A 23,143-nucleotide genomic window follows, 5' to 3' on the forward strand; every position below is an offset into this window, starting at 1 on the left:
CCACCAACGCCACCCCGAGGGAGAGACAGAAGATGGCCCAGATCGATATCCGCGACGTCCGCAAATCCTATGGAACGACTGCCGTCCTGCACGGCGTGTCGATCGACATTCCCGACGGCGAATTCGTCATTCTCGTAGGCCCCTCCGGCTGCGGAAAGTCGACGCTGCTGCGCATGATCGCCGGCCTTGAAACCGTTACCGACGGCGACATCCAGATCGGCAGTCGCGTCGTCAACCACGTCGCCCCCAAGGACCGCGACGTCGCCATGGTGTTCCAGTCCTATGCGCTTTATCCGCATATGACCGTCTACGACAACATGGCCTTTTCTCTGCAACTCGCCCGCATTCCCAAGGCCGAAATCGACACGCGCATTCGCAACGCCGCCGAGATGCTGAGCCTGACGGCACTGCTCCAGCGCTATCCCCGCCAGCTCTCCGGCGGCCAGCGCCAGCGCGTTGCCATGGGCCGCGCCATCGTGCGCAACCCGCAGGTCTTCCTGTTCGACGAGCCTCTTTCGAACCTCGACGCCAAATTGCGCGTCCAGATGCGCACCGAAATCAAGGCCCTGCATCAGCGGCTGAAGACGACCACCGTCTACGTCACCCACGACCAGATCGAGGCGATGACGATGGCCGACAGGATCGTGGTGATGCATGACGGGATCGTCGAGCAGATCGGTACGCCGCTCGACCTGTACGACCGCCCGGTCAACCTGTTCGTTGCGGGTTTCATCGGCTCGCCGGCGATGAACTTTCTAAGTGGACGCATCGCTGCCGATAGCAGCAAGACCTTCGTCACCGATGACGGCTTCAGGCTTCCGCTCAAGAACATCCCGGCCGACGGTGCCGGTCGCCCGGCGATCTACGGCATCCGCCCAGAGCACTTCGTGCTTGGCGGCGCCAATGCCGTCCCGCTCACGGTAGAGGTGATCGAACCGACCGGCTCTGAGACCCAGGTTTTCGCCAAATTGGGCGACAACAATGTTGTCGGCGTGTTCCGCGAGCGTATCGACGTGCGGCCGGGGCAGACCATTTCCGTGATCCCCGATCTGGACCACGTGCATCTGTTCGACGCTGAGACCGGTGCACGCCTTGTTGCCCGCAAGGAGGCGCTGGCGGCGTGATGCATATGCGCCGGACGACCCCGGACACGGCGCCCCGAAAGGTCAGGTCCCGGTTGCGTTGACCTTTGCCTGGCTTGCATAGGTGCGAATGGCGGCAGCACAAGCATCGAGATAGGCGTAGCCATATCTCAGATCGGGCTCGAGATACGCGCCCTCACCCCATTCGTTCCAGGCATTGATGAAAACCAAGCGCTGGTCCGGAGGACTTTTCGCTGCGCGCTGCATGGCGTGCGTCAGCCATTCCTCGAACAGCTTGGGTGTCGATCCGTGGTAGATTTGGGCGGAACTGGGCCGGCGCGCGCTGTTGTCCCACGATGGCATGACCCCGGGATGGACGACGCCTTGCCCCGTCGGCTTGGCCCTTTCGGCAGCCACCACGTCGGCATAGTTCCGAATGCGGCCACCATCCCGGAAATGTGAGACGGCCAGGGTGTTTTCAATGCTGGGCGTGCGGACCTGGTGCGGCGGAAACTCCGACAGGGCGTCGAAGCCATACTGCTCGTGGCCGGCGAAATCGAAAGCGTTGGTCGCGATCAAATAGATTCCGGGATAGCCCATCCTTTCCATTTCGCCGCGCCAACGCGTGATGGTTGCCTTCAGGTCAGGAAAAAGGCTGGCGCGATAGACCGTGAAAACCGGCTTGCCATCGATCTTAAGATAGCGCTCGTCGCGGAAATATTTGTCGAGGCCCCGGATGACGGCGATATCGTCTTCCGCCGAATGCCTTTGCGACATCAGCACATCCTGCTCGCGGCCGGACCAGCGCCGCGACCAGGTCTCGTTGGCCCAGCAGAGGCAGAACGGAAGATCGAGGCTCGTTGTCTCCAGATAGTGGTCGAGCGGCCCCTCGAGCAGCCGCCTGCCGCCAAACCAGTAGAAATGGAAACAGAAGGCCGAGATGCCATAGAGCTTTGCAAGTTCGACCTGCCGTTCCATCACTTCCGGCAGGCGCAGGTCGTAGTAACCAAGTTCCCCCGGCATCCGCGGCTGATAATGGCCTTCGAAGACAGGAAATGCGCGCGCCACGTTGCGCCACTCGGTGAACCCCTTGCCCCACCACGCGTCGTTTTCCGCAATCGCATGGTACTGCGGCAGGTAATAGGCAATCAGCCGAACATCGGCCTGCGGCGGCTTCTCGCCTGAAATCTGCACGTGGTCAGCCTGCGGGTAACGTCCCATCGCATTGCCGACGTAGCAATCGTACATATCGCCCGCGGGACGCCCCGTTCCGGGCCGGACGGCACGGCGCAATTTGGCCCACAGCTTGCGCGGCCACGACACCTCCTCGCGCCATGGAGCCCTGGCCCGCTCGCTCATGAACGCCCGCCGGCATTGTCCATCGAGCCGGCGTTGAGGCCGCGCAGGAAGCCCAGAAGCTTGGAACGGCGCACATTGCTGAACAGCACATGGGGTGCCATCAGCTTGAGCCACGAGCGATGCCGCTCCGCCGGCAGGTCGAGACGCATATGATGCTTGTTCATGACATAGACGAGCGAGCGACCCATGGCCTCGCCCTTGATGCGACCGGACTGGGGCGAGCGCGCGCTGGAGCCGCCTTCGGCATGATCGATGATAGACGCAGCAGCGAGACGAAGCTCAACGCCAGCCTGCCGCAGCCGCAAGCTGAGGTCATCGTCCTCATGGAACAGGAATATGTTCTGGTCGAAGCCGCCGACCTGCTTGAAATGCTTGCGGCGTATGAAGATGCACGCGCCATGCAGAACCGGTACTTCACAATCGTAGTCGGGCGGCGAACCATGCCAGAAATCGGAGGCCGGGAGCAACCGCGACCAGCGCCTGAAACGACGCCGCGTGCCTGAATAGAAACGCGGATTGAAAGCAGCATCTGGGTAGGAAGCCGCAGCCGACACCAGCGCCTCGATGGCGCCGGGCTCGAACCGAATGTCGGGATTGACGAACAGCAGGAATGCTCCGTCGCTTGCAGCCGCACCGACGTTGCAGGCACTGCCATAGCCGACGTTCTCACCTATCTCGACAACCTCAGCGCCGGCAGCAGCAGCTACCGCAACTGAGTTGTCCGAACTGCCATTGTCGGCAACGATGACATTCACAAAGTCGGGGATGCTGCGAAGAAACGGCTCGAGAACCGAACCGCTGTTATAGCTGACGACGATCAGATCGATGTCGAGGTTCATGCTCTCTGACATACGTTTCGCCTTCAACGTTGATCTCCGATCAGGAACAACTGTTCAGGCTACCTCTTGATCCACATCAAGAGCGACTCTTTTGGCTTGCTCTCGCATTCGGGTCAAAACTGGATGCTCCCGAAGAATTGCCACCGCTGCTTCGAACAAGTCCTGACCGTACATATCGTATAGCTTACGCTGTGCACGCTGAACCAATTTGTTCCGGCGCTCGTTGGTGTAACTTTTGGTTTTGGCATGGAAAACGAACGTATGTGCCGCGATGACCGGCCAAATTCCCGCCGCAACAGCGCGGAAACAATATTCGTTCTCTTCACCGTAGCCGTCCTTGAAATTCACTTCATCGAACAAGCCAAGGGTGTTCAAAGTGTCTCGGGTGATGCCAAAACAAAATCCATGAACCAAAGGCACGACCAACGCCTCTTCAGTCGCCCATTGCTCACATAAGCGGTTCAAGTCCTCAGGCGATATCCCACGGGGAAGTTCGTTTACAGGGGTCTGAAATCCGTCCGAGGCTACCTCGGGCAGCGACTGAAAGCTCGCAGCATTCGACATCGCGCTAACGATCCCGCCACCAGGCGTATTGAAAACGGCATCAGCCATTTTCTCCGCCCAGCCGGAGGTTACGATCGTGTCGCTGTTCAGCAGAATTACCAAGCTCGCCTCAGAAACGGAGAGACCTAAATTGGCAGCGACTGTGTAACCAACGGCATGTTCATTGCGCTTCAGAATAATGTTGGGCGCGCCAAAAGTGACTTCCGCTAGATATCTCTGAGTTTCAGTGCTGGACCCATCGTCCACAATAATAAGACGATGGTTTCCTCGCAGATTATCAACTACTGAAGGTATGCATCTGCGAACATCTTCGAGCGCGTTGTGTACACAAACGACGATGTCGATCGTCACGTTCTCTATTTTGGAGAGACGCGTCGCCCGCACTTTGCTGTATCTGTCCGGACGAGCCGCTGACCGATCAATAAGCTGATGGCAAGCATCCCCCAGATTTCTGGAAAATTCTCCAAACGAGTATTTCGACATGGCTCTTGCGCGAGCTTTCAGCGACATCGCCTTCAGCAGCTCTGGATTCTCGCAAAGCTGCTTTACGAATGGGACAGCTGCATGTGGAGCTTTAAACGGGATGACAAACCCTGTTTTTCCATGTTCGACGAGTTCGGCAACTGCACCCCAATTGTAGACGATCGCGGGGCGGGCAGCGACCATGCCTTCCAGAATAGTTCGACCGAACGATTCTTGAAAATGCGAGAAATTCAGAATCACGTTTACGCGCCGAATGGCATCGAGAGCCCGGCTTTGATAGTCCACGAATTCCACATTCGGCGGAGCCGGAATCTTGCCTGCAATGTATTCCGCTATCAGAGAGCGCTGCGTCGAACCAATCACAAGGAACCGCGCCTTCGGAGCTGTGTGCTCGCAAAGGCGAGCCAATTCGATGACGTCTTCGAAGCCCTTCTTGGGCAGATTGCTGCTTATGATACCGAAACGGACGATACCATCCGAGGACTCATTGGCTTCACCCAACCCCTCGGCCGAAACGACATTCGGGATGACCGACGTTCTCTCTGGCTCTCCAAAGCACTGGGCCGTAACGCACGAATTTGCGATCATATGATCGGCCGACCGCCAGACTTGAGAGACGATGGCCTCTGCCTCGAGACCTATCTGGGCGCAGAGTTCGGGATCATGTCTGATTATCTCCCTGGCGTGCACCATTGTCGGTATTGATCGAATTCGAGCTGCCATCAGCGGAGCCGTAATGACGATCGTGTTGACGTACACGAGATCCGGTTTGAAATCGTCGATCGCCTTTAGAAAAATAGGGACCGGCGACAGTGAACCTGACGCGTTCCGTTTCCATTGACTGTAGGAGATTATACGAATCTCGGACGAGTATTGTTTGAGTTCTTCAACATACTGGACGTTGGTCCTATTGGGCAGAACAACACAAACATTAAACCCATTTACATGTAGTGCCTTCGCAACATCAAGGAAACTTCGTTCCCCGCCGAAGAGCTCATGGCCAACATGATGTGAGCAGAGCAGTATTCTTCTCGCGTCCGACGCCATGAGGCGATCGGTTTTGATGATTTGCCCCCCGCGCCCGTCCTCATATCGAGCCAGCGCATTTGCACATTCTTGAAGGTAGGCATACCCAAATTTGGCATCAGGCTCAAGGTACGCTCCTTCGGCCCACTCATTCCAGGCATTGATGAAGACGAGACGTTGACCGATAGGGTTCGCCTTCGTGCGATTAATAGCGTTATCAAGCATCTTCCCAAACAGGGCCGGGGTCGATCCGTGAATGATCTCCCCACCTGTTGGGCGTCGGGCGCTGTTGTCCCAACTAGGCATCACACCAGGGTGATGAACCTTTCCTGCCGGGACAGAGCGTCCTCGCTCATTTGCGACTACGTCCGCATAGTGCCTTATCCGCCAGCCCTCGCGATATTTCGAAAGACGCAATCGACCTTGGAGGTTTGGCGTGTTGACATTATGTGGCGGGAACTCTGACAGAGCGTCGAAGCCGAAGGCCTGATAATCGAGAAACCCAAAAGAATTAGTAGAGATCAGGTATAGGTCAGGATAGCCGAGCTTCCGAGCTTCCGCTCGCAATCGCTCTGTCGTTTCCAGTGCATTTGGCAAAAGAGACGGGCGATAGATCGTCAAGACTGGCTTACCATCGATCCGGAGATACCGAGGATCACGAAAATATCGCTCGACTTCATGCAAGAAGGCGATGTCATCGGCCGGTGAGTGTTGTTGAGCAATTAGGATGTCACTCTCGCTACCATCCCATCGCCTCGACCAGTTCTCATTCGCCCAGCAAAAGCTGAAAGGCAAATCGAGTTCGGGCGTTGCAAGATAGTGATCAACCGGAAGCTCCATAAGCCGCTTCCCTGCGAACCAATAGAAATGAAAGCAGAACGCCGAAATTCCATATAGCTTTGCAAGTTCGACCTGTCGCTTCATGACTTGCGGAGCGCGGAGATCGTAATAGCCGAGTTCACCCGGAACTCGAGGCTGGTAGTGGCCGTCGAACAGCGGAAACGCCCTGGCCACATTGCGCCATTCGGTGAAGCCCTTCCCCCACCATTCCTCATTTTCGGGGAATGGGTGAAACTGCGGCAAGTAGTAGGCTATTAGCTTTACGTCACCTCCTGCCGACACCGGGGGGGATTTAGCAATTTCCACGTATTCAGAAGGCTGGAACTGCGCCAGCGAGTTTCCCACATACTGATCATAGAGCATCGAGTGGAACTCAAGATCAGACAGGCCGGCAAGATCAGCAACCTTGCTTTCCGAGCTTCCTAGATTCTCGACAGCGGCAAAACGTACAGCATCTCGCCATGTCTTTCTCTTGTTCGTTGAGAAGGGATGCCGCACGATGGCCGCCAAATTCGTCCATACCCTGCTACGGGATGCACCCGATCCTAGGACAAAGCTCCCACTATTTGTCCTGAACTCCTTTCGTTTGATGGAGTTCAGAGGATGCCTCCAAAGAGCACGGAGCTTCATCTTCCTGGTAGCAAACATCGATATTCAGTCTCTTTACGTAGTTATATTTTCGACCGGATGACTAGATCCTGTTTGTAGTATTCCCCGGAGGTGAGAACCTGATCTAATTGATCCAGTGTCCCGACCTTCAGCTTGTCGAGCATTTTGGACGCAACAGCGAGGCCATAGAGGTCAAAGTGCTGAAGCAGCCACTCGCGATCGCTTGCCTCCAGATGAAGCACCTCAACCAAGGCGGCATATTGAGAAGCGCGGGCAAGAATTCCTGCGGCCCCGCGAAGCACCGCCACTTCGTGACCTTCGACGTCGACTTTAAGTGCCAGCCGCATACCGTCCAGATTTTTGCCTACTCCCAGAAGGGTATCCAGCGTTGTCGTCTCGACAAGCGTGCAATTGGAATTGATCTCGTTTGCGCGCGCCATCCGACTTGTGCCGGACCAAATGCGATCCGCCAGAAAATGCGCGACGGAATTCGAGTCGGAAATTGCGGAACTGACTATTCGCGCTGCGATGCCTGCGTCGTGAAGCGTCCGCGTCAGGTACCGCCTGATACCGTCGTTCGGCTCAATGGCAATGATTTGCGCCTGCGGAGGCAGGGCTGGGTTTACCAGCATTTCTCCATAGTTGGCGCCCACGTCGACGACGTGGGTCCACGCTTGCTCGCAAAGCAACGCCTCCCACATAGTCAAAGTCAAGGGGTTCAAATTACCGGAATCTCGCGCCAGTCTCTGACCGCGCTGGTCATCTGGATCGAAAAATATCGTGCGTCCATTCGATAAGACAATGCGGGCATCGCTAGTATTCATCCGCATTCCTTGCCAACAACATTGATGCGCGATTTCATTCATTAAGAGCTCTTCTTATGAAGCGGATCCGAGGCTCCAATAACCAAATCCGCTGTCAGCGCCTCAACCCTCTCCCGCCAATCCCCCGCTCTAAATCCGAAATCGCGATCGAAGGCGGCTGAGTTCAGCTCCGAGTTCGCTGGGCGGGCTGCCTTGGTGGGCCATTGCTCGCTGCTGATTGGCTCGACCACTGCCGATGGCCCGCCAAGCGAGGCACTGACCGCGAGCACATGGCTTGCCAGCTCATACCAGCTCGCGCGGCCCTGGCCGGCAAGATGGTAGAGATCTTGCGGGAAGCCACCTCGGCTACGCCAGATGCTTGCCGCCGCCAACAGGCCATCGGCTAGGTCATCGGCGCAGGTCGGATTGCCAAACTGGTCTGCCACCACCTGCAACCGGTCACGTGCAGCAGCCAGGGACAGCATCGTCTTGACGAAATTGCGGCCATAGCGGCTGACCACCCAGGCCGTGCGGACCACCATGTGATCCGGATTGCCGGCACGCACCGCCTCTTCGCCGGCGAGCTTGCTGCGACCATAGACCGTCTGCGGATTGGGCCTGTCAGTCTCGACATAAAGCCTGCTCGACCTGCCATCGAAGACGTAGTCCGTGGAAATCTGGACAATCGGAATGCCGGCAAGCCTGGTCAGTCGTGCCAACTCCGCCGGAGCCTCGGCGTTGATGCTGAAAGCTCTTTCGGGCTCGTCTTCCTGCTGGTCGACCCCTGTGTGGGCCGCCGCATTGATGACCATGCCGGGCGCGACCGAGTTCAGGACCGGAGCAAACGTCGCCGGGTTTTCGAGGTCGAGATCGGGGCGACCGACCAGCACGATCTCCGCCTGCCCCCGTGCCCGCGCTATAAGCGAGCTTGCCAGCTGTCCTGACGTTCCTGTCACCAGAATTCTCACGTCGACCGCACCACTCCAAGCCTGCTCCCGTCGAACTGTTGCGAGCGTATCGGACGCCACCACCAGCCGTTCGCCAGGTACCAGTCGACGGTCTTCTCCAGACCGCTCTCGAATGTCTCTTTGGGTGCCCAGCCGAGTTCCCGTTCGCTCTTGGTCGGGTCGATGGCATATCGGCGGTCGTGGCCCGGGCGATCGGCAACATAGGCGATGAGGTCGAGGTGCGAGCGGCCACCAGCCCTTGGTCTGCAGGCGTCGAGCTGCGAACAAATCGTCTCGACGACCTCGAGATTGGTGCGCTCGGCCCGGCCGCCGATATTGTAGCTCTCGCCAACCTTGCCTTTTGTCAGCACCGCTTCCAGTGCCCTGGCGTGGTCCTCGACGAACAGCCAGTCGCGCACATTGGCGCCTTTGCCGTAGACGGGCAGGGGCCGCTCATCAAGTGCGTTGGCGATCACCAATGGGATCAGCTTTTCCGGAAAATGATAAGGTCCGTAGTTGTTGGAGCAGTTGGAAAGGACGACAGGCAGCCCATAGGTCTCGTGCCAGGCACGGACGAAGTGGTCGGATGCCGCCTTCGAGGCCGAATAGGGCGATGAAGGTTTGTAGGGCGATTCCTCGGTGAAGACGCCGGAATCGAAAGGCAGGTCGCCAAAGACCTCGTCCGTCGAGACATGGTGGAAGCGGAAACCCTTGCGTCCCTCTTCGCTGAGACTGCGCCAGTGATCGAGTGCCGCCGACAGCAGGCTTGCGGTGCCGACAACATTAGTGGTGACGAAGTCCATCGGCCCGTCGATCGACCGATCGACATGGCTTTCAGCCGCCAGGTGCATGATCAGGTCGACCTTCTCGTCAGCCAGAATTTGGCGCACGCGGTCTGTGTCGCAGATATCGGCCTGACGGAAGAGGTAGTTGGAATTCCCTTCTATCTCGCGCAGAGACGCCAGGTTCCCAGCATAGGTCAGCTTGTCGAGGTTAACGACCCGAAAGTTGCCCGTGCCGACCAGATGCCGGCAGACGGCAGAGCCGATGAAACCGGCACCACCAGTGACCAGAACAGTCTGCGGAGCTTGTCTCATGCGTATACGAACCCGGTTTCGACTTCGGCCAGATAGGGTGCCGTCGCGTCCTTGCTGGACAGCACCATCTCCGCGGCAGCCAGCGGCCATTCGATCCCGATGTCGGGATCGTCGAAGCGGATCGACCGGTCATGCGGCTGCGAATAAGGGGCAGAAACCTTGTAGACGACCTCGGTGTTCGGCTCGAGTGTGACAAAGCCGTGCGCGAACCCCTTGGGCACCAGGATCTGGTTCCAGTCCTTGTCCGAGAGGGTCAGCCCTACCCAGTTGCCGAAGCTCGGCGAACCTTTTCTTATGTCGACCGCAACGTCGAAGATCGACCCCCGCAGCACGCGCACCAGCTTGTCCTGCGCGAAGGGTGGCGTTTGGAAATGCAACCCCCGCATCACGCCGCGAGCCCGCGAAAAGGATTGGTTGTCTTGCACAAAGTCCACCGCGATACCGGCGTGCGCCAGTTTTGCCGCGTTCCATGTCTCGGAAAAGAACCCGCGCGCATCCTCGATCTTGGCTGGCCGGATCTCGCAAACACCATCCAGCCCGAGCTCTCGCACCTCAACCATAGGCGATCTCCCGAACCCGGCGCTCGAGATAGCGCGCGTAGTCGGTCTTGCCGAGCGAGGCGGCCCGGCGGAGAACCTGCTCTTCGCTGAGCCAACCCAGTTCGAAGCCGATCTCTTCGGGACACATGACCTTGATGCCTTGGCGGTGCTCGATCGTGCGTACGAAGGAAGAGGCGTCGTGAAGGCTGTCATGGGTGCCGGTGTCGAGCCAGGCATAACCTCTTCCAAGCCGGACGACATGCAGATTGCCCTGCTCGAGATAAGTCCGATTGACGTCGGTGATCTCAAGCTCGCCGCGCGCCGAAGGTTTGATTGACGCAGCAATATCGACAACCGGATTGTCGTAGAAATAGAGCCCCGTGACCGCCCAGTTCGAACGCGGCTGCACTGGTTTTTCCTCGATCGAAAGCGCCTGCTGTGTCGCCCTGTCGAAGGTCACCACACCATAGCGCTGAGGGTCCTCGACCTGATAAGCGAAGACGGAGGCGCCGCTTTCGCGCGCCACGGCGGCACGGCAGCGCTCGGAGAGGCCGTCACCATAGAAGATGTTGTCGCCGAGTATCAGCGCCACCGGACTGGTGCCGATGAACTCGCGTCCAATGATGAAGGCCTCAGCCAAGCCGTTGGGAGACGGCTGGACCGCATAGGAAAGCGACACGCCAAACGCCGATCCATCGCCGAGAAGCTGCTCGAACTGCGGCAAGTCGCGTGGGGTCGAAATAACAAGGATTTCCCGTATACCCGCCAGCATGAGAACGCCGAGCGGATAATAGATCATCGGCTTATCATAAATCGGCAATATCTGTTTTGATACTGCAAGAGTGGCGGGATAGAGTCTTGTTCCACTACCGCCGGCTAATATTATTCCCTTCACCTAAGGTTTCCTGACCTCGTTGCCTATGACCCCCGTCCGGCGTACGATTCGCGGCTGAATGTATGTCAAACGCTGAACAGACTCCATGAATTTGGCAGCGCCATTGCACAGATTTGATTTCAGCAAGTAAGGTTTAGCGAACAGGCTAGCGCTGGACTCGATGAGGTACCCGATACCGTTGCTCGATGTTACGAATTTAGTTTTGGTATCAATGGCTTAGTTGGGCATATACCCCGGGTGCGGTTGGCCCTCGGAGGGCTCGGAAGCGCCCACGCACGCGAGGCGCATGCGGCGCCCGGGCAAATGCGGTTAGCCGCAATACAGGCCCGAGGCACTAGAAACGCAAAAGCCGCCGGGGAACCCGACGGCTTGAAGTAGTTTACACTGACGCCAGCTACCGGGCAAAAGCCTCAGATCGCGGCTTCCAGTGTCGACAGGTGATTGAGGTACGATTCCGCCTTGGTACGAACCTGGTCGTCCTTGGCATCCGACACGTCTTCGCGAGCCTCCTGGATCCGGCGCAGCAATTCGGCGCGATCGATATCCTTTACCGGCGTTGCCGATTCAGCAAGCAGCGTGCAGCCAGCCGGAACGATATCGGCGAAACCGCCGAACACGACGTAGCGTTCTTCCTTGCCGCCGACGGCCTTCACCGTCACGACGCCCGGCTTGATCGTGGTCATGACGGGCGCATGGTTAGCCATGACAGTCATTTCGCCTTCCGCACCGGGAATGACGACGGACTCGACCTGCTCCGAAACGAGCAGACGCTCGGGCGAGACCAGTTCGAATTTGAATGCTTCAGCCATGGTATCTCACAAATGCTTGGACGGAGTTCCGAGCAGACCTGCCCACGAAAGGGCAGTCATCGGTGCAACAGCGCGGACCTCAAGGCCCGCGCTGCGGCTTTAATGATTATGCCGCTTCCGCAGCCAGGCGCTGGGCCTTCTCGATCGCCATGTCGATGCCGCCGACCATGTAGAAGGCAGCTTCCGGCAGGTGATCGTACTCGCCGTCGACCAGGCCCTTGAAGCTCTTGATCGTGTCTTCGAGCGGAACCAGCTGGCCGGGCGAACCGGTGAACACTTCGGCGACGAAGAACGGCTGCGACAGGAAGCGCTCGATCTTGCGGGCGCGGGCAACCGTGATCTTGTCCTCTTCCGACAGCTCGTCCATGCCCAGGATGGCGATGATGTCCTGCAGCGACTTGTAGCGCTGAAGGATTTCCTGGACGCGACGGGCGACCGAATAGTGCTCTTCGCCGACGATCAGCGGATCGAGCATGCGCGAGGTCGAGTCGAGCGGATCCACGGCCGGGTAGATACCCTTTTCCGAGATCGCGCGGTTGAGAACGGTCGTCGCGTCAAGGTGCGCGAACGACGTTGCCGGCGCAGGATCGGTCAAGTCGTCGGCGGGGACGTAAATGGCCTGCACCGAGGTGATCGAGCCCTTGTTGGTGGTGGTGATGCGTTCCTGCATCTGGCCCATGTCGGTCGACAGCGTCGGCTGATAGCCCACGGCCGAAGGAATACGGCCAAGAAGAGCCGACACTTCCGAACCCGCCTGCGTGAAGCGGAAGATGTTGTCGACGAAGAACAGAACGTCCTGGCCCTGGTCGCGGAAATGCTCGGCGATGGTCAGGCCCGACAGGGCGACGCGGGCGCGCGCACCGGGCGGCTCGTTCATCTGGCCGAACACCAGGGCGCACTTCGAACCCTCGGTCGAGCCGTTGTTCTCGTGCGGGTCCTTGTTGACGCCCGATTCGATCATTTCGTGATAGAGATCGTTGCCTTCGCGGGTGCGCTCGCCGACGCCGGCGAACACCGAGTAACCACCGTGCGCCTTGGCGACGTTGTTGATCAGTTCCTGGATCAGAACGGTCTTGCCGACGCCGGCGCCGCCGAACAGGCCGATCTTGCCGCCGCGTGCGTAAGGAGCCAGCAGGTCGACGACCTTGATGCCGGTGACAAGGATCTGTGCTTCCGTCGACTGGTCGACATAGGCAGGCGCTTCCTGGTGAATGGCGCGCTTCGACTTGGTCTTGACCGGGCCGGCTTCGTCGACCGGCTCGCCGATGACGTTCATGATGCGGCCGAGCGTCTCGTCGCCAACCGGAACCATGATCGGCGAACCGGTGTCACGGACGGCCTGGCCGCGGACGAGGCCTTCCGAAATGTCCATGGCGATGCAGCGGACGGTGTTTTCGCCAAGGTGCTGCGCCACTTCGAGGATCAGGCGGTTGCCGCCGTTCATCGTCTCGAGCGCGTTCAGGATCGGCGGCAGCTCACCGTCGAACTGCACGTCGACGACGGCGCCGATGACCTGCGAAACGCGGCCAGCGCCCGTGGCGACGACCGCCGACTTTTCGACCTTGGCAGCGGCTGCCTTGGCAGGCGCCGCCTTCTTTGCTGCCGGGGCCTTTTCCGCCGCCGGAGCGGCTTTCGGAGTAGCTGCTTTAGCCATCGTTCTAACCTCTGTGTCCGTTCGTTGTTTCACGCGGACCCGCCTTGCGGCGAGCCATCACGCGGCTAGAGCGCTTCGGCGCCCGAAATAATCTCGATCAGTTCCTTGGTGATCTGGGCCTGACGCTGGCGGTTGTACGTGATCGTCAGCTTGTTGATCATGTCGCCTGCATTGCGCGTGGCGTTGTCCATCGCGCTCATCTTGGCACCCATTTCACCAGCAGCATTTTCCAGCAGCGCCCGGAAAATCTGCACCGAGATGTTGCGCGGAATGAGATCGCCGAGGATTTCGCCCGGCTCAGGCTCGTATTCGTAGACAGCACCGCCGCTGGTGGCGGTATCAGTGCTGACCGTCGGAGCCGCGGCCGGAATCACCTGCTGTGCGGTCGGAACCTGGCTGATCACCGACTTGAACTCGGAATAGAACAGCGTGCAGACGTCGAACGCGCCCTGGTTGAACAGGGTGATCACCTTCTTGGCGATCATGTCGGCATGGACGAAACCAACCTGCTTGGCATCGCGCAGTTCGACGCGATCGATGATCAGCGAGGCGAAGTCGCGACGCAGGACATCGTAGCCCTTCTTGCCGACGGTGATGATCTTGACCGTCTTGCCCGAGGCCTGGAGCTTGCGGACGTGATCGCGAGCCAGACGAGAGATCTGGCTGTTGAAGCCGCCGCACAGGCCACGCTCGGCGGTGCAGACGACGAGCAGGTGCACGTCGTCCTTGCCGGTGCCGGTCATCAGCGCCGGAGCATCGCCACCGCCACCAACAGCCTGGGCGATGTTCGCGAGAACCGCACCCATGCGCTGCGAGTAGGGACGCGCGGCTTCCGCAGCTTCCTGGGCGCGACGCAACTTCGCCGCGGCGACCATCTGCATCGCCTTGGTGATTTTCTGCGTCGCCTTGACCGAGGCGATACGGTTGCGGAGGTCTTTTAGCGAGGCCATGCCTTATCCGTCAGTGTCAGGCGAAGTTTTTCGCGAAAGCGTCGATGTGACCCTTGAGCTTGCCGCGGAGGTCGTCGCTGAGCGCCTTCTCCGTACGGATGCCGTCGAGGACGTCCTTGCCTTCCGAGCGCATGTAAGCCAGCAGGCCCTGCTCGAACTTGCCAACCTTGTTGAGGGCGAGCTTGTCGAGGTAGCCGTTGACGCCGGCGAAGATCACGGCGACCTGCTCTTCGGTCTTCAGCGGCGAGAACTGCGGCTGCTTGAGCAGCTCGGTCAGACGCGCACCGCGGTTGAGCAGACGCTGGGTAGCTGCATCGAGGTCGGAGCCGAACTGCGCAAACGCCGCCATTTCGCGGTACTGCGCGAGCTCGCCCTTGATCGAGCCTGCAACCTGCTTCATCGCCTTGATCTGGGCCGACGATCCGACGCGCGACACCGACAGACCGACGTTCACGGCAGGACGGATGCCCTGGAAGAACAGGTTGGTCTCGAGGAAGATCTGGCCGTCGGTGATCGAGATCACGTTGGTCGGGATGTAAGCCGAGACGTCGTTGGCCTGCGTCTCGATGACCGGCAGTGCGGTCAGGGACCCCGAGCCGTTTTCGTCGTTCAGCTTGGCCGAACGCTCGAGCAGACGCGAGTGCAGGTAGAAAACGTCGCCCGGGTAAGCTTCGCGGCCCGGCGGGCGGCGCAGCAGCAGAGACATCTGGCGATAAGCGACGGCCTGCTTGGACAGATCGTCATAGCCGATCAGCGCATGCATGCCGTTGTCGCGGAAGTATTCGCCCATGGCGCAGCCGGCGAACGGAGCCAGGAACTGCATCGGCGCCGGATCGGAAGCCGTGGCAGCGATGATGATCGAGTACTCGAGCGCGCCGCGCTCTTCGAGCACCTTCACGAACTGCGCGACGGTCGAGCGCTTCTGGCCGACGGCGACGTAGACGCAGTAAAGCTTTTCCTTGTCCGGCCCGGACTGATGGATCGCCTTCTGGTTCAGGATGGTGTCGAGAATGATCGCGGTCTTGCCGGTCTGACGGTCACCGATGACCAGCTCGCGCTGGCCGCGGCCGACCGGGATCAGGGCGTCGATGGCCTTGAGGCCGGTCGACATCGGCTCATGCACCGACTTGCGGGGGATGATGCCGGGCGCCTTGACGTCGACGCGGCGACGTTCCTTGGCCTTGATCGGGCCCTTGCCGTCGATCGGATTGCCGAGCGCGTCGACGACGCGGCCGAGCAACTCCGGACCAACCGGGACGTCGACGATCGAGCCGGTACGCTTGACGGTGTCGCCTTCCTTGATGTCGCGGTCGGCACCGAAGATGACGACGCCGACGTTGTCGCTTTCAAGATTGAGCGCCATGCCGCGGATGCCGCCGGGGAACTCGACCATTTCGCCCGCCTGGACGTTGTCGAGACCGTAGACGCGGGCGATACCGTCGCCCACCGACAGAACCTGACCGACTTCGGTGACTTCGGCTTCCTTGCCGAAATTCTTGATCTGGTCTTTCAGAATTGCGGAAATTTCCGCGGCGCGGATGTCCATCAGCCGACCTCTTTCAGTGCAAGCTTGAGCGAATTGAGTTTGGTTTTGAGCGACGTATCGATCTGGCGCGAGCCCATCTTCACGATCAGGCCGCCGAGCAGCGAAGAGTCTACGGCGACCGAGATCGCCACATCCTTGCCGGCGACGCTTTTCAGCGCTGCCTTGAGTTCCGTTTCCTGGGCTGCCGTCAGCGCATGCGCCGAGGTCACTTCAGCCGAGGTCTCGCCGCGATGCTCGGCAGCGATCTGGCGGAACGCCTTGATCATGCCGGGCAGGGCGAAAAGGCGGCGATTGCGCGCCACGAGGCGAAGGAAGTTGCCAGCCAGGCCGGTGATCTTGGCCTTGTCGGCGATCGCCGAGATAGCCTTTTCCTGGTCTTCGCCGGAGAAGACCGGGCTCTTGATCAGGCGGTCGAGATCGGCGCTGCCATCAAGCAGAGCGGCGAAACGACCAAGGTCGGCTTCTACCTTTGCAACGGCGCCTGCTTCGAGCGCGAGATCGAACAGCGATCCAGCATAACGCTCAGCAACACCGGAGATTGGCGAGGAAGATTGGGCCACGGACCGTCTTTTCTCTTGTCTGACAGGCCGCAAGATTGTTGGCGCGAGCGTTTGACTCTAGCTAAATCTCTGACCTTACTGCGTTTTTTGACCCCGGAGCTAGCGGCAGCCGCATCCCCCCGGCCGAAAGTCGATTGCCGTCTAGCACAGGCTTTTGAGGACCGCAACACGTCCTCTAACAGCCATTTCAGGCACTATTGTCGCATCTTGGGCATTGAGGCTGCTGCCGGACGGCGATTCACGGCCAGAAGCCGAAAACAAACCCCAGGGGTAGGACCGCCAGACCCAGTTCGATGACGATGGCTACCCAGTTGTACGGGGTGTTGGCGCCGTCCGACATCATGGCGACGATCCGCCCGAAGGCGGTGAACAGCCACGACACGCCGAGCGCCATGTAGAGCCACGGCTGGGCGAGCAGGATCGCGCACAGGCCGACGCCGAGAAAGAAGCCCGCCATGGTGGCGCGGCCCTGGGCGATCGCTTCGGGATTGTCGGGGCGAGCCTGCAGCCTGAGCAGGCGAAAGGCGATCCTCGGGGCGAAGAAGAGGATGACGCCGAACAGCAGCGTCACCGCTGCCGAGCTCCAAGCCAACCACTCGCCCTGGCTCATCGGCCACGGAAATGCGAACTCCATCTTTCCCCCTCCGCTAGTGCGCCTCGCGTCCCTTCGGAAGCACTAGCACTTTGAACCGGCCGCGAATACGCGGCGATCATAACCTGCGAACGCGCGCAACGCGAAGCCTGTCCGCCACCAGCCTTCCAGGCACGCACTGGCATTTTTATTTCGCCTCGTTTATATTATGACTACGTGTAACCACAAGGATGGCCCCCGTGAAAAAGATGCAGGTTCGCGAAGCGAAAGCCTGGTTTTCTGCGGTAGTTGAAGCGGCCGAGAATGGCGAGCCGACCATTATCACCAAGCATGGCAAGCCAGCGGCTGTGGTTATCCCTGTCGGCGACGCGGAACGACTCTACCCAAATCGAAAACCCAATCTCGGGACATTTTTGATGAGCTTCCCCGGTGGGCTGGAGTTTGACCGCAACGACTCGCCGATGCGCGAGATTGATCTGTGACAGGCTTCCTGCTGGACACGTCCGTCCTGTCGGCGTTCGCTCCGGAGAGAAAAGCGACCTCTCCGGAAATCTCGGATTGGATGACCGCGCAGGGCGAGGCTCGGACGCTGTACTTATCCAGCATTACCGTCGCCGAAGTGGAGAAGGATATTTGTAAGTTGCGACGCTTTGGCGGCATCGCGCGAGCCGATCGGCTGGCCACATGGCTGGATTCCCTGCTGTCCAGCTTTGGGGATCGCCTACTGGCCGTCGATGCTTCAGTTGCAAGGATCGCCGGTGCGATGGAAGATACAGCGGTTGCTCGCGGCCGTCACCCCGGCTTGGCCGATGTGTTGATAGCAGCAACAGCCCAAGCGCACGGCCTCTTGTTGCTAACCGCGAACGGCAGACACTTCGAGCCGCTCGACATCGCGCATATCAATCCATTCGAATCGTTGCCGGGCGAGTAGTATATTTGCCCTCGCAGCGCCCGCCGCGACACCAGGGTAGGACCATGGCCATACCTCAACGCATTGCCTGGTCGATCGGCCATCTCGAAGTCGAACCGGGCGACCGCCTGCTGGAAATCGGCTGCGGCCGCGGCGTCGCCATGGCCGAGATCGCCCCTCTGCTGGTCGATGGCCACATCACCGGGCTCGACCGGTCCGGTAGTGCCGTCAATTCGGCGGAGGAGAGAGTCCGGGCATCGATCGCTTCCGGCAAGGCGGCGCTCTTTCAAGCCGCCCTGGCGGATTGGTCTGGTCCCGGTCACGCCTTCGGCAAGGTCTTCGCCATCAACGTCAACCTGTTCTGGCTGGAGGCCGCGCGCGAGCTCAAGGTGATCAGTTCCCTGCTCACCCCTGGGGGCCGACTGTTCCTGTTCTTCGAGCCGCCAAGCGCCAGCCAGATCCCGACCATTGAGCACGCGATCGCCGTGCGCCTGAAGGCTGCGGGCTACACGCTGGAAAGGACGATGTACGGTCCGAGCCCGAAGCCGCCGCTGCTCGGCATGGTCGCGTCGCCCCCGGCCTGATCCGCCTACAGGAAACTCTGCGGGTCGATGTCGACCTGGACCCGCACCGATCCGCGCACCTTTGGCCCGGCGGCAAGCAGTGCGCGTATGTAGCCCTGGATGTCGGCCTTCCTGTCGGCCTGCACCAGCAGCCGAAAGCGGTGGCGTCCCCCGATCAGGGCCAGGGGCGCCTCCGCCGGGCCGAGCACATGGACGTCCTGAGCAACCTGTGCCGCGCGCCTGAGGCCGCGCGCATGGCTCTCGGCCTCGGGCCGTATCGCCGCGCTGACGATGATGCCGGCGAGCCTGCCGAAAGGCGGCAGCGCTGCCTTCTCGCGCTCGGAAATCTCGCGCTCGTAGAAGGCTTCCGAATCGCCCGAGACGATCGCCCGCATGACGGGGTGGTCGGGCTGGAAGGTCTGCAGCAAGCCTAGGCTCTTCTTGCCGGTGCGTCCTGCCCGGCCCGTCACCTGCGATAAAAGCTGATAGGTGCGCTCGGCGGCGCGCGGATCGCCATTGGCGAGGCCGAGATCGGCGTCGACGACGCCCACCAGCGTCATGTTGGGGAAATTGTGGCCCTTGGCGACCAGTTGGGTGCCGATGACGATGTCGGCCTCGCCGTTGGCGATCGCCTCCAGTTCCAGCCGCAACCGCTTGACCCCGCCGAGCATATCCGACGACAGCACGATGGTACGTGCATCGGGGAAATGCGAGACGACCTCCTCGGCAATCCGCTCGACCCCCGGCCCGCAGGCGACGAGATGATCGAAGGTGCCGCATTCCGGGCAGGCCTCGGGGCGCTTCTCGTTGTGGCCGCAATGGTGGCAGATGAGCTGGCCGCGGAAGCGGTGCTCGACCAGCCATGCCGAACAGACCGGGCAGCCGAAGCGATGGCCACAGACCCGGCACAGCGTCAGCGGCGCATAGCCGCGGCGGTTGAGGAACAGCAGCGATTGCTCCTGCCGGCCAAGCGTCTCGCGCATCTTGGCGAGCAGCATCGGCGACAGGAAACCGCCGCGCGCCGGTGGCGAACGCCGCATGTCGATGGTGGCAAGCTTGGGCAGTGCCGCCTCGGCAAAGCGCGCCAACAGCACCGAGCGCGCATACTTGCCCTGCTCGGCATTGACCCGGCTTTCGACCGAAGGCGTGGCGGAGGCCAGCACCACGGGGAAGCCGCCGATATGGGCACGCACCACGGCCATGTCGCGGGCGTTGTAGAAGACCCTGTCCTCCTGCTTGTAGGCAGGGTCGTGCTCCTCGTCGACGACGATCAGGCCAAGGTTGTTGAATGGCAAAAACAGCGCCGAGCGGGCGCCGGCGACCACCCGCACGCCGCCTTCCGCCACCTGGCGCCAGACACGCTCGCGCATCCTTGGCGGCAGGTCCGAGTGCCATTCCGCTGGCTTCGCGCCGAAGCGGTTCTGGAAGCGCTCGAGAAAGGCCTGGGTCAGCGCGATTTCCGGCAGCAGGATCAGCACCTGCTTGCCCTTGTCGAGCGCTGCCGCCACCGCCTCGAAATAGACCTCGGTCTTGCCCGAACCGGTGACGCCGTCGATCAGGGTGACTGCGAAGCGATCGGCCTCCACCTGGCCGCGCAGGCTGTTCGCCACCGTCTGCTGGTCGTTGGTGAGCTCGGCGCTGGCATAGGAGGTGTCGGGCGCCGCCACGACAGGCCGCGGCGGGATCAACACCGTCTCGAACACGCCTTGCGCCCTCAGCCCGTCGATGACCGTCGAGGAGACACCGGCGGCATGCGCCAGTCCCGAGCGGGTCCAGGCCATGCCGTCATTCGCCATCTCGAGCACGCGTGCGCGCGCCGCCGTCATCCGGTCGGGCTCGCCGTCGCTGCGCTTGAGGCCTTCCGTCCAAGGCTCCGGATTGAAGGCCTCCGGCGCCCGCAGGATCATCCGCGCCACCATGCCGGCTGGCGAGAGCGTATAGTGCGCGATCCAGTCGACAAGGCGGCGCATCTGGTCGGTGATCGGCGGGCAATCGAAGACATGGGCGATCGGCCTGAGCTTCTTCGGATCGACCGCCTCGACCGGACCGTCCCAGACGATGCCGGCCACTTCGCGCGGGCCCAGCGGCACGCGCACGACCGAGCCGGGCACCACTTGCATGCCGTCGGGGACGGCATAGGAATAGGCGCGCTCGGCCGGCATCGGCACCAGCACGGGGGCGGCCCTGGTTCTTGGCGAATCGGCGGTCATGACGCGTGACCTTGCCCCGAACTTGGTTTAGAGCAAAGGCCGACAAGTGCTGTGCCCCACAGGCACCCTTCCATTGCCAAGGAGAACCCCATGAAGTTTTTCGTCGACACCGCCGACGTAAAGGACATCCGCGAACTCAATGAGCTCGGCCTCCTCGACGGCGTCACCACGAACCCGTCGCTGATTCTCAAGTCCGGCCGTAACATCGCCGAAGTGACCAAGGAAATCTGCGACATCGTCGAAGGCCCGGTCTCCGCGGAAGTCGCTGCCACCGAATATGCCGAGATGATGAAGGAAGCGGCGGTGCTGTCGAAGATCGCCGACAACATCTGCATCAAGGTGCCGCTCACCCTCGACGGCCTCCGCGCCTGCCGCGCGCTGACCTCGGAAGGCCGCATGGTCAACGTCACGCTGTGCTTCTCCGCCAACCAGGCGCTGCTCGCCGCCAAGGCCGGCGCCACCTTCATCTCGCCCTTCATCGGCCGCCTCGACGACATGGCCGTCGACGGCATGGAGCTGATCGCCGAGATCCGCCACATCTACGACAACTACGGCTTTGACACCGAGATCCTCGCCGCCTCGATCCGCTCGACCGAGCACGTCAAGCGCGCCGCACTCATCGGCGCCGACGTCGCCACCATCCCGCCGGCAACGCTGAAGGCGCTGGTCAAGCACCCGCTGACCGACAAGGGCCTCGAGATGTTCCTGGCCGACTGGGCCAAGACCGGCCAGAAGATCGGCTGATCCTTCCGAAAGGACCAACCAAAGCCGGCGCCACAAGCGCCGGCTTTTTTGTGTCCCTTGCCGGTCAGGCCAGCGGCGGCAGGCGCCGCTTCACCGGCTGCGCCTTGACGATCGAGCTGTTGGTCTCGGCCTTGTCGGTGATCTGGTCGAGGATTTTATCGAGCTCGTCGATCGAGCGGATGTGCAGCCTGGCGATGAAACAGTCGTCGCCCGTCACCTTGTCGCATTCCGAGAACTGGGCGATGTCCTCGATCAGCTTCTGCACTTGATGCAGCTTGCCCGGCAGCGGCCGGATGCGCACGATCGCCTGCAGCGTATAGCCGAGTGCCTGGGGGTCGATGTCGACCGTGAAGGCGCGGATGACCCCGCGCTCCTCAAGCCGGCGCAACCGCTCCGACGTGCTCGGCGACGACAGGTTCACCCGCTGCGCCAGTTCCTTGAGCGAAATCCTGGCATCGTCGACCAGGATTTCGACGATGCGCCTGTCCAGATCGTCCAGCATGCAATCCTCTTAGGCATTTTTCAGCGTCCACCTTACATGATTAGGAGAATCCAAACAAACGCCTTCTGATATCCATATATTCCGGCAGACCATGAGCGTAAAAATACAGCCCAGAACAGAAAGGGCTGCGAGATGTCGGACAAGATGCGCGGAACCGTCGAAATGACCGCTGCAATGGTGATTTCGGGAACCATCGGACTGTTCGTCGTCCTGTCCGGCCAGCCGGTCATGGACGTGGTCTTCTGGCGTTGCGCCTTTGGCGCGGTCACGCTGCTGATCGTCTGTGCGGCGCTCGGTCTGTTCCGGCCCGAGGTGATGTCGCGCAGCCAGATCGCCTATGCAGCCATCGGCGGCGTCGCCATCGTCTCCAACTGGATCCTGCTGTTCGCCGCCTTTCCACGCGCTTCGATCTCGATAGCCACCGCCGTCTACAACACCCAGCCCTTCATGCTGGTGGCTCTGGGGGCGATGTTCTTCGGCGAGCGTCTGACGCTGACCAAGCTGGCGTGGCTCGGCATCGCCTTCGGCGGCATGCTGATGATCGTCCAGGCAAAATCAGGTGCAACCACCGGGACCGACTATCTCTCAGGCATCCTCCTGGCGCTGGGCGCTGCCTTCTTCTACGCGATTGCCGCCATCATCACCAAGAAGCTCAAGGGCGTGCCGCCGCATCTGATCGCGCTGATCCAGGTAACGGTCGGCATCGCGATGCTCGCACCCTTCGCCAACTTCGGCCATCTCCCCACCGACGCCGGCACCTGGGCGCTGCTAATCGCCGTCGGCGTCATCCATACCGGCGTGATGTACATCATGCTCTACGGCGCGATCCAGAAGCTGCCGACCAACCTCGTCGGCGCGCTGTCCTTCATCTATCCGGTCGTGGCGATCCTGGCCGACTTCCTGGCCTTCGGCCATCGCCTGCAGCCGCTGCAGCTTGTCGGCGCCGCCGCCATCCTGATTGCCGCCGCCGGCATGACGCTTGGCTGGTCGCTGGCGAGGCCTCGCATCGCGCGAGCCTGA

The 23,143-nt window shown here is 60.8% G+C and carries 22 protein-coding genes; 6 read left to right on the plus strand and 16 right to left on the minus strand.

The window, feature by feature from the left end:
- Nucleotides 1-32 precede the first annotated feature (32 nt).
- A complete protein-coding gene (locus tag WHT83_RS02760; protein WP_406872904.1) occupies nt 33-1,124 on the plus strand; it encodes an ABC transporter ATP-binding protein in 1,092 nt (363 codons plus the stop codon).
- Between the two features lie 42 nt (nt 1,125-1,166).
- Here WHT83_RS02760 and WHT83_RS02765 read toward each other — a convergent pair whose 3' ends face one another.
- The 14 genes from WHT83_RS02765 to WHT83_RS02830 all read right to left on the minus strand — a co-directional run bounded on the left by WHT83_RS02765 (nt 1,167) and on the right by WHT83_RS02830 (nt 17,236).
- Complete coding sequence (locus tag WHT83_RS02765; RefSeq protein WP_406872905.1) at nt 1,167-2,441, minus strand: glycoside hydrolase family 99-like domain-containing protein; 1,275 nt, start codon at nt 2,439-2,441, stop codon at nt 1,167-1,169.
- Nucleotides 2,438-3,292 (minus strand): glycosyltransferase family 2 protein, encoded by an 855-nt coding sequence (locus WHT83_RS02770; RefSeq protein WP_406872906.1) that lies wholly within the window; start codon nt 3,290-3,292, stop codon nt 2,438-2,440. The genes WHT83_RS02765 and WHT83_RS02770 overlap by 4 nt, the downstream gene beginning before the upstream one ends.
- A gap of 42 nt (nt 3,293-3,334) precedes the next feature.
- On the minus strand, nt 3,335-6,703 hold the full coding sequence (locus tag WHT83_RS02775) for a glycoside hydrolase family 99-like domain-containing protein (protein WP_406872907.1): 3,369 nt from the start codon (nt 6,701-6,703) through the stop codon (nt 3,335-3,337).
- 161 nt (nt 6,704-6,864) lie between these two features.
- A complete protein-coding gene (locus tag WHT83_RS02780) occupies nt 6,865-7,668 on the minus strand; it encodes an FkbM family methyltransferase (protein WP_108606398.1) in 804 nt (267 codons plus the stop codon).
- The gene (gene rfbD / locus WHT83_RS02785) at nt 7,668-8,636 is read right to left on the minus strand and encodes a dTDP-4-dehydrorhamnose reductase (protein WP_406872908.1); all 969 of its coding nucleotides are present in this window, start codon (nt 8,634-8,636) and stop codon (nt 7,668-7,670) included. The genes WHT83_RS02780 and rfbD overlap by 1 nt, the downstream gene beginning before the upstream one ends.
- The gene (gene rfbB / locus WHT83_RS02790; protein WP_406872909.1) at nt 8,570-9,649 is read right to left on the minus strand and encodes a dTDP-glucose 4,6-dehydratase; all 1,080 of its coding nucleotides are present in this window, start codon (nt 9,647-9,649) and stop codon (nt 8,570-8,572) included. Before rfbB ends, rfbD begins: the two co-directional genes overlap by 67 nt.
- The gene (gene rfbC / locus WHT83_RS02795; protein WP_406872910.1) at nt 9,646-10,209 is read right to left on the minus strand and encodes a dTDP-4-dehydrorhamnose 3,5-epimerase; all 564 of its coding nucleotides are present in this window, start codon (nt 10,207-10,209) and stop codon (nt 9,646-9,648) included. The genes rfbB and rfbC overlap by 4 nt, the downstream gene beginning before the upstream one ends.
- On the minus strand, nt 10,202-11,083 hold the full coding sequence (gene rfbA / locus WHT83_RS02800; RefSeq protein WP_406872911.1) for a glucose-1-phosphate thymidylyltransferase RfbA: 882 nt from the start codon (nt 11,081-11,083) through the stop codon (nt 10,202-10,204). Before rfbA ends, rfbC begins: the two co-directional genes overlap by 8 nt.
- A gap of 410 nt (nt 11,084-11,493) precedes the next feature.
- The gene (locus WHT83_RS02805) at nt 11,494-11,892 is read right to left on the minus strand and encodes a F0F1 ATP synthase subunit epsilon (protein WP_055974902.1); all 399 of its coding nucleotides are present in this window, start codon (nt 11,890-11,892) and stop codon (nt 11,494-11,496) included.
- 106 nt (nt 11,893-11,998) lie between these two features.
- Nucleotides 11,999-13,546 (minus strand): F0F1 ATP synthase subunit beta, encoded by a 1,548-nt coding sequence (atpD, locus tag WHT83_RS02810; RefSeq protein WP_108606393.1) that lies wholly within the window; start codon nt 13,544-13,546, stop codon nt 11,999-12,001.
- A gap of 65 nt (nt 13,547-13,611) precedes the next feature.
- Entirely contained in the window at nt 13,612-14,496 is an 885-nt protein-coding gene (locus WHT83_RS02815; protein ID WP_108606392.1) for a F0F1 ATP synthase subunit gamma, read from the minus strand.
- A 16-nt stretch (nt 14,497-14,512) separates the two neighbouring features.
- Complete coding sequence (gene atpA, locus WHT83_RS02820; protein ID WP_108606391.1) at nt 14,513-16,042, minus strand: F0F1 ATP synthase subunit alpha; 1,530 nt, start codon at nt 16,040-16,042, stop codon at nt 14,513-14,515.
- On the minus strand, nt 16,042-16,602 hold the full coding sequence (locus WHT83_RS02825; protein ID WP_108606390.1) for a F0F1 ATP synthase subunit delta: 561 nt from the start codon (nt 16,600-16,602) through the stop codon (nt 16,042-16,044). Before WHT83_RS02825 ends, atpA begins: the two co-directional genes overlap by 1 nt.
- Before the next feature lie 238 nt (nt 16,603-16,840).
- Complete coding sequence (locus WHT83_RS02830; RefSeq protein ID WP_108606389.1) at nt 16,841-17,236, minus strand: DUF4345 family protein; 396 nt, start codon at nt 17,234-17,236, stop codon at nt 16,841-16,843.
- A 188-nt stretch (nt 17,237-17,424) separates the two neighbouring features.
- Between WHT83_RS02830 and WHT83_RS02835 the strand changes: the two genes are divergently transcribed.
- The 3 genes from WHT83_RS02835 to WHT83_RS02845 are packed head-to-tail and all read left to right on the plus strand — an operon-like array spanning nt 17,425 to nt 18,688.
- Complete coding sequence (locus WHT83_RS02835; protein ID WP_406872912.1) at nt 17,425-17,676, plus strand: type II toxin-antitoxin system Phd/YefM family antitoxin; 252 nt, start codon at nt 17,425-17,427, stop codon at nt 17,674-17,676.
- Nucleotides 17,673-18,125, plus strand: a complete 453-nt coding sequence (locus tag WHT83_RS02840) for a type II toxin-antitoxin system VapC family toxin (protein WP_183262808.1) — start codon at nt 17,673-17,675, stop codon at nt 18,123-18,125. Before WHT83_RS02835 ends, WHT83_RS02840 begins: the two co-directional genes overlap by 4 nt.
- 44 nt (nt 18,126-18,169) lie before the next feature.
- The gene (locus WHT83_RS02845; protein ID WP_318763407.1) at nt 18,170-18,688 is read left to right on the plus strand and encodes a cyclopropane-fatty-acyl-phospholipid synthase family protein; all 519 of its coding nucleotides are present in this window, start codon (nt 18,170-18,172) and stop codon (nt 18,686-18,688) included.
- Between the two features lie 5 nt (nt 18,689-18,693).
- Here WHT83_RS02845 and WHT83_RS02850 read toward each other — a convergent pair whose 3' ends face one another.
- Nucleotides 18,694-20,877, minus strand: a complete 2,184-nt coding sequence (locus WHT83_RS02850) for a primosomal protein N' (RefSeq protein WP_406872913.1) — start codon at nt 20,875-20,877, stop codon at nt 18,694-18,696.
- Between the two features lie 90 nt (nt 20,878-20,967).
- Between WHT83_RS02850 and fsa the strand changes: the two genes are divergently transcribed.
- On the plus strand, nt 20,968-21,621 hold the full coding sequence (fsa, locus tag WHT83_RS02855; RefSeq protein WP_055974926.1) for a fructose-6-phosphate aldolase: 654 nt from the start codon (nt 20,968-20,970) through the stop codon (nt 21,619-21,621).
- A gap of 64 nt (nt 21,622-21,685) precedes the next feature.
- Here the strand turns inward: fsa and WHT83_RS02860 are convergent, their stop codons facing one another.
- The gene (locus tag WHT83_RS02860) at nt 21,686-22,123 is read right to left on the minus strand and encodes an Lrp/AsnC family transcriptional regulator (protein WP_055974929.1); all 438 of its coding nucleotides are present in this window, start codon (nt 22,121-22,123) and stop codon (nt 21,686-21,688) included.
- A gap of 132 nt (nt 22,124-22,255) precedes the next feature.
- On the opposite strand from WHT83_RS02860, the gene WHT83_RS02865 reads away from it, so the two are divergent.
- The gene (locus WHT83_RS02865) at nt 22,256-23,143 is read left to right on the plus strand and encodes a DMT family transporter (RefSeq protein WP_406872914.1); all 888 of its coding nucleotides are present in this window, start codon (nt 22,256-22,258) and stop codon (nt 23,141-23,143) included.

The organism is Aminobacter sp. P9b (genome assembly GCF_045345995.1).
Lineage (GTDB): Bacteria > Pseudomonadota > Alphaproteobacteria > Rhizobiales > Rhizobiaceae > Aminobacter > Aminobacter niigataensis.

Excerpts from the sequence above, each read along its gene's own strand:
- WHT83_RS02760 (WP_406872904.1), top strand. The coding sequence starts at position 33 with ATGGCCCAGATCGATATCCGCGACGTCCGCAAATCCTATGGAACGACT.
- WHT83_RS02765 (WP_406872905.1), bottom strand. The coding sequence starts at position 2,441 with ATGAGCGAGCGGGCCAGGGCTCCATGGCGCGAGGAGGTGTCGTGGCCG.
- WHT83_RS02770 (WP_406872906.1), bottom strand. The coding sequence starts at position 3,292 with ATGTCAGAGAGCATGAACCTCGACATCGATCTGATCGTCGTCAGCTAT.
- WHT83_RS02780 (WP_108606398.1), bottom strand. The coding sequence starts at position 7,668 with ATGAATGAAATCGCGCATCAATGTTGTTGGCAAGGAATGCGGATGAAT.
- rfbB (WP_406872909.1), bottom strand. The coding sequence starts at position 9,649 with ATGAGACAAGCTCCGCAGACTGTTCTGGTCACTGGTGGTGCCGGTTTC.
- rfbC (WP_406872910.1), bottom strand. The coding sequence starts at position 10,209 with ATGGTTGAGGTGCGAGAGCTCGGGCTGGATGGTGTTTGCGAGATCCGG.
- WHT83_RS02805 (WP_055974902.1), bottom strand. The coding sequence starts at position 11,892 with ATGGCTGAAGCATTCAAATTCGAACTGGTCTCGCCCGAGCGTCTGCTC.
- atpD (WP_108606393.1), bottom strand. The coding sequence starts at position 13,546 with ATGGCTAAAGCAGCTACTCCGAAAGCCGCTCCGGCGGCGGAAAAGGCC.
- WHT83_RS02815 (WP_108606392.1), bottom strand. The coding sequence starts at position 14,496 with ATGGCCTCGCTAAAAGACCTCCGCAACCGTATCGCCTCGGTCAAGGCG.
- atpA (WP_108606391.1), bottom strand. The coding sequence starts at position 16,042 with ATGGACATCCGCGCCGCGGAAATTTCCGCAATTCTGAAAGACCAGATC.
- WHT83_RS02830 (WP_108606389.1), bottom strand. The coding sequence starts at position 17,236 with ATGGAGTTCGCATTTCCGTGGCCGATGAGCCAGGGCGAGTGGTTGGCT.
- WHT83_RS02835 (WP_406872912.1), top strand. The coding sequence starts at position 17,425 with ATGGCCCCCGTGAAAAAGATGCAGGTTCGCGAAGCGAAAGCCTGGTTT.
- WHT83_RS02845 (WP_318763407.1), top strand. The coding sequence starts at position 18,170 with ATGGCCATACCTCAACGCATTGCCTGGTCGATCGGCCATCTCGAAGTC.
- WHT83_RS02850 (WP_406872913.1), bottom strand. The coding sequence starts at position 20,877 with ATGACCGCCGATTCGCCAAGAACCAGGGCCGCCCCCGTGCTGGTGCCG.
- fsa (WP_055974926.1), top strand. The coding sequence starts at position 20,968 with ATGAAGTTTTTCGTCGACACCGCCGACGTAAAGGACATCCGCGAACTC.
- WHT83_RS02860 (WP_055974929.1), bottom strand. The coding sequence starts at position 22,123 with ATGCTGGACGATCTGGACAGGCGCATCGTCGAAATCCTGGTCGACGAT.
- WHT83_RS02865 (WP_406872914.1), top strand. The coding sequence starts at position 22,256 with ATGTCGGACAAGATGCGCGGAACCGTCGAAATGACCGCTGCAATGGTG.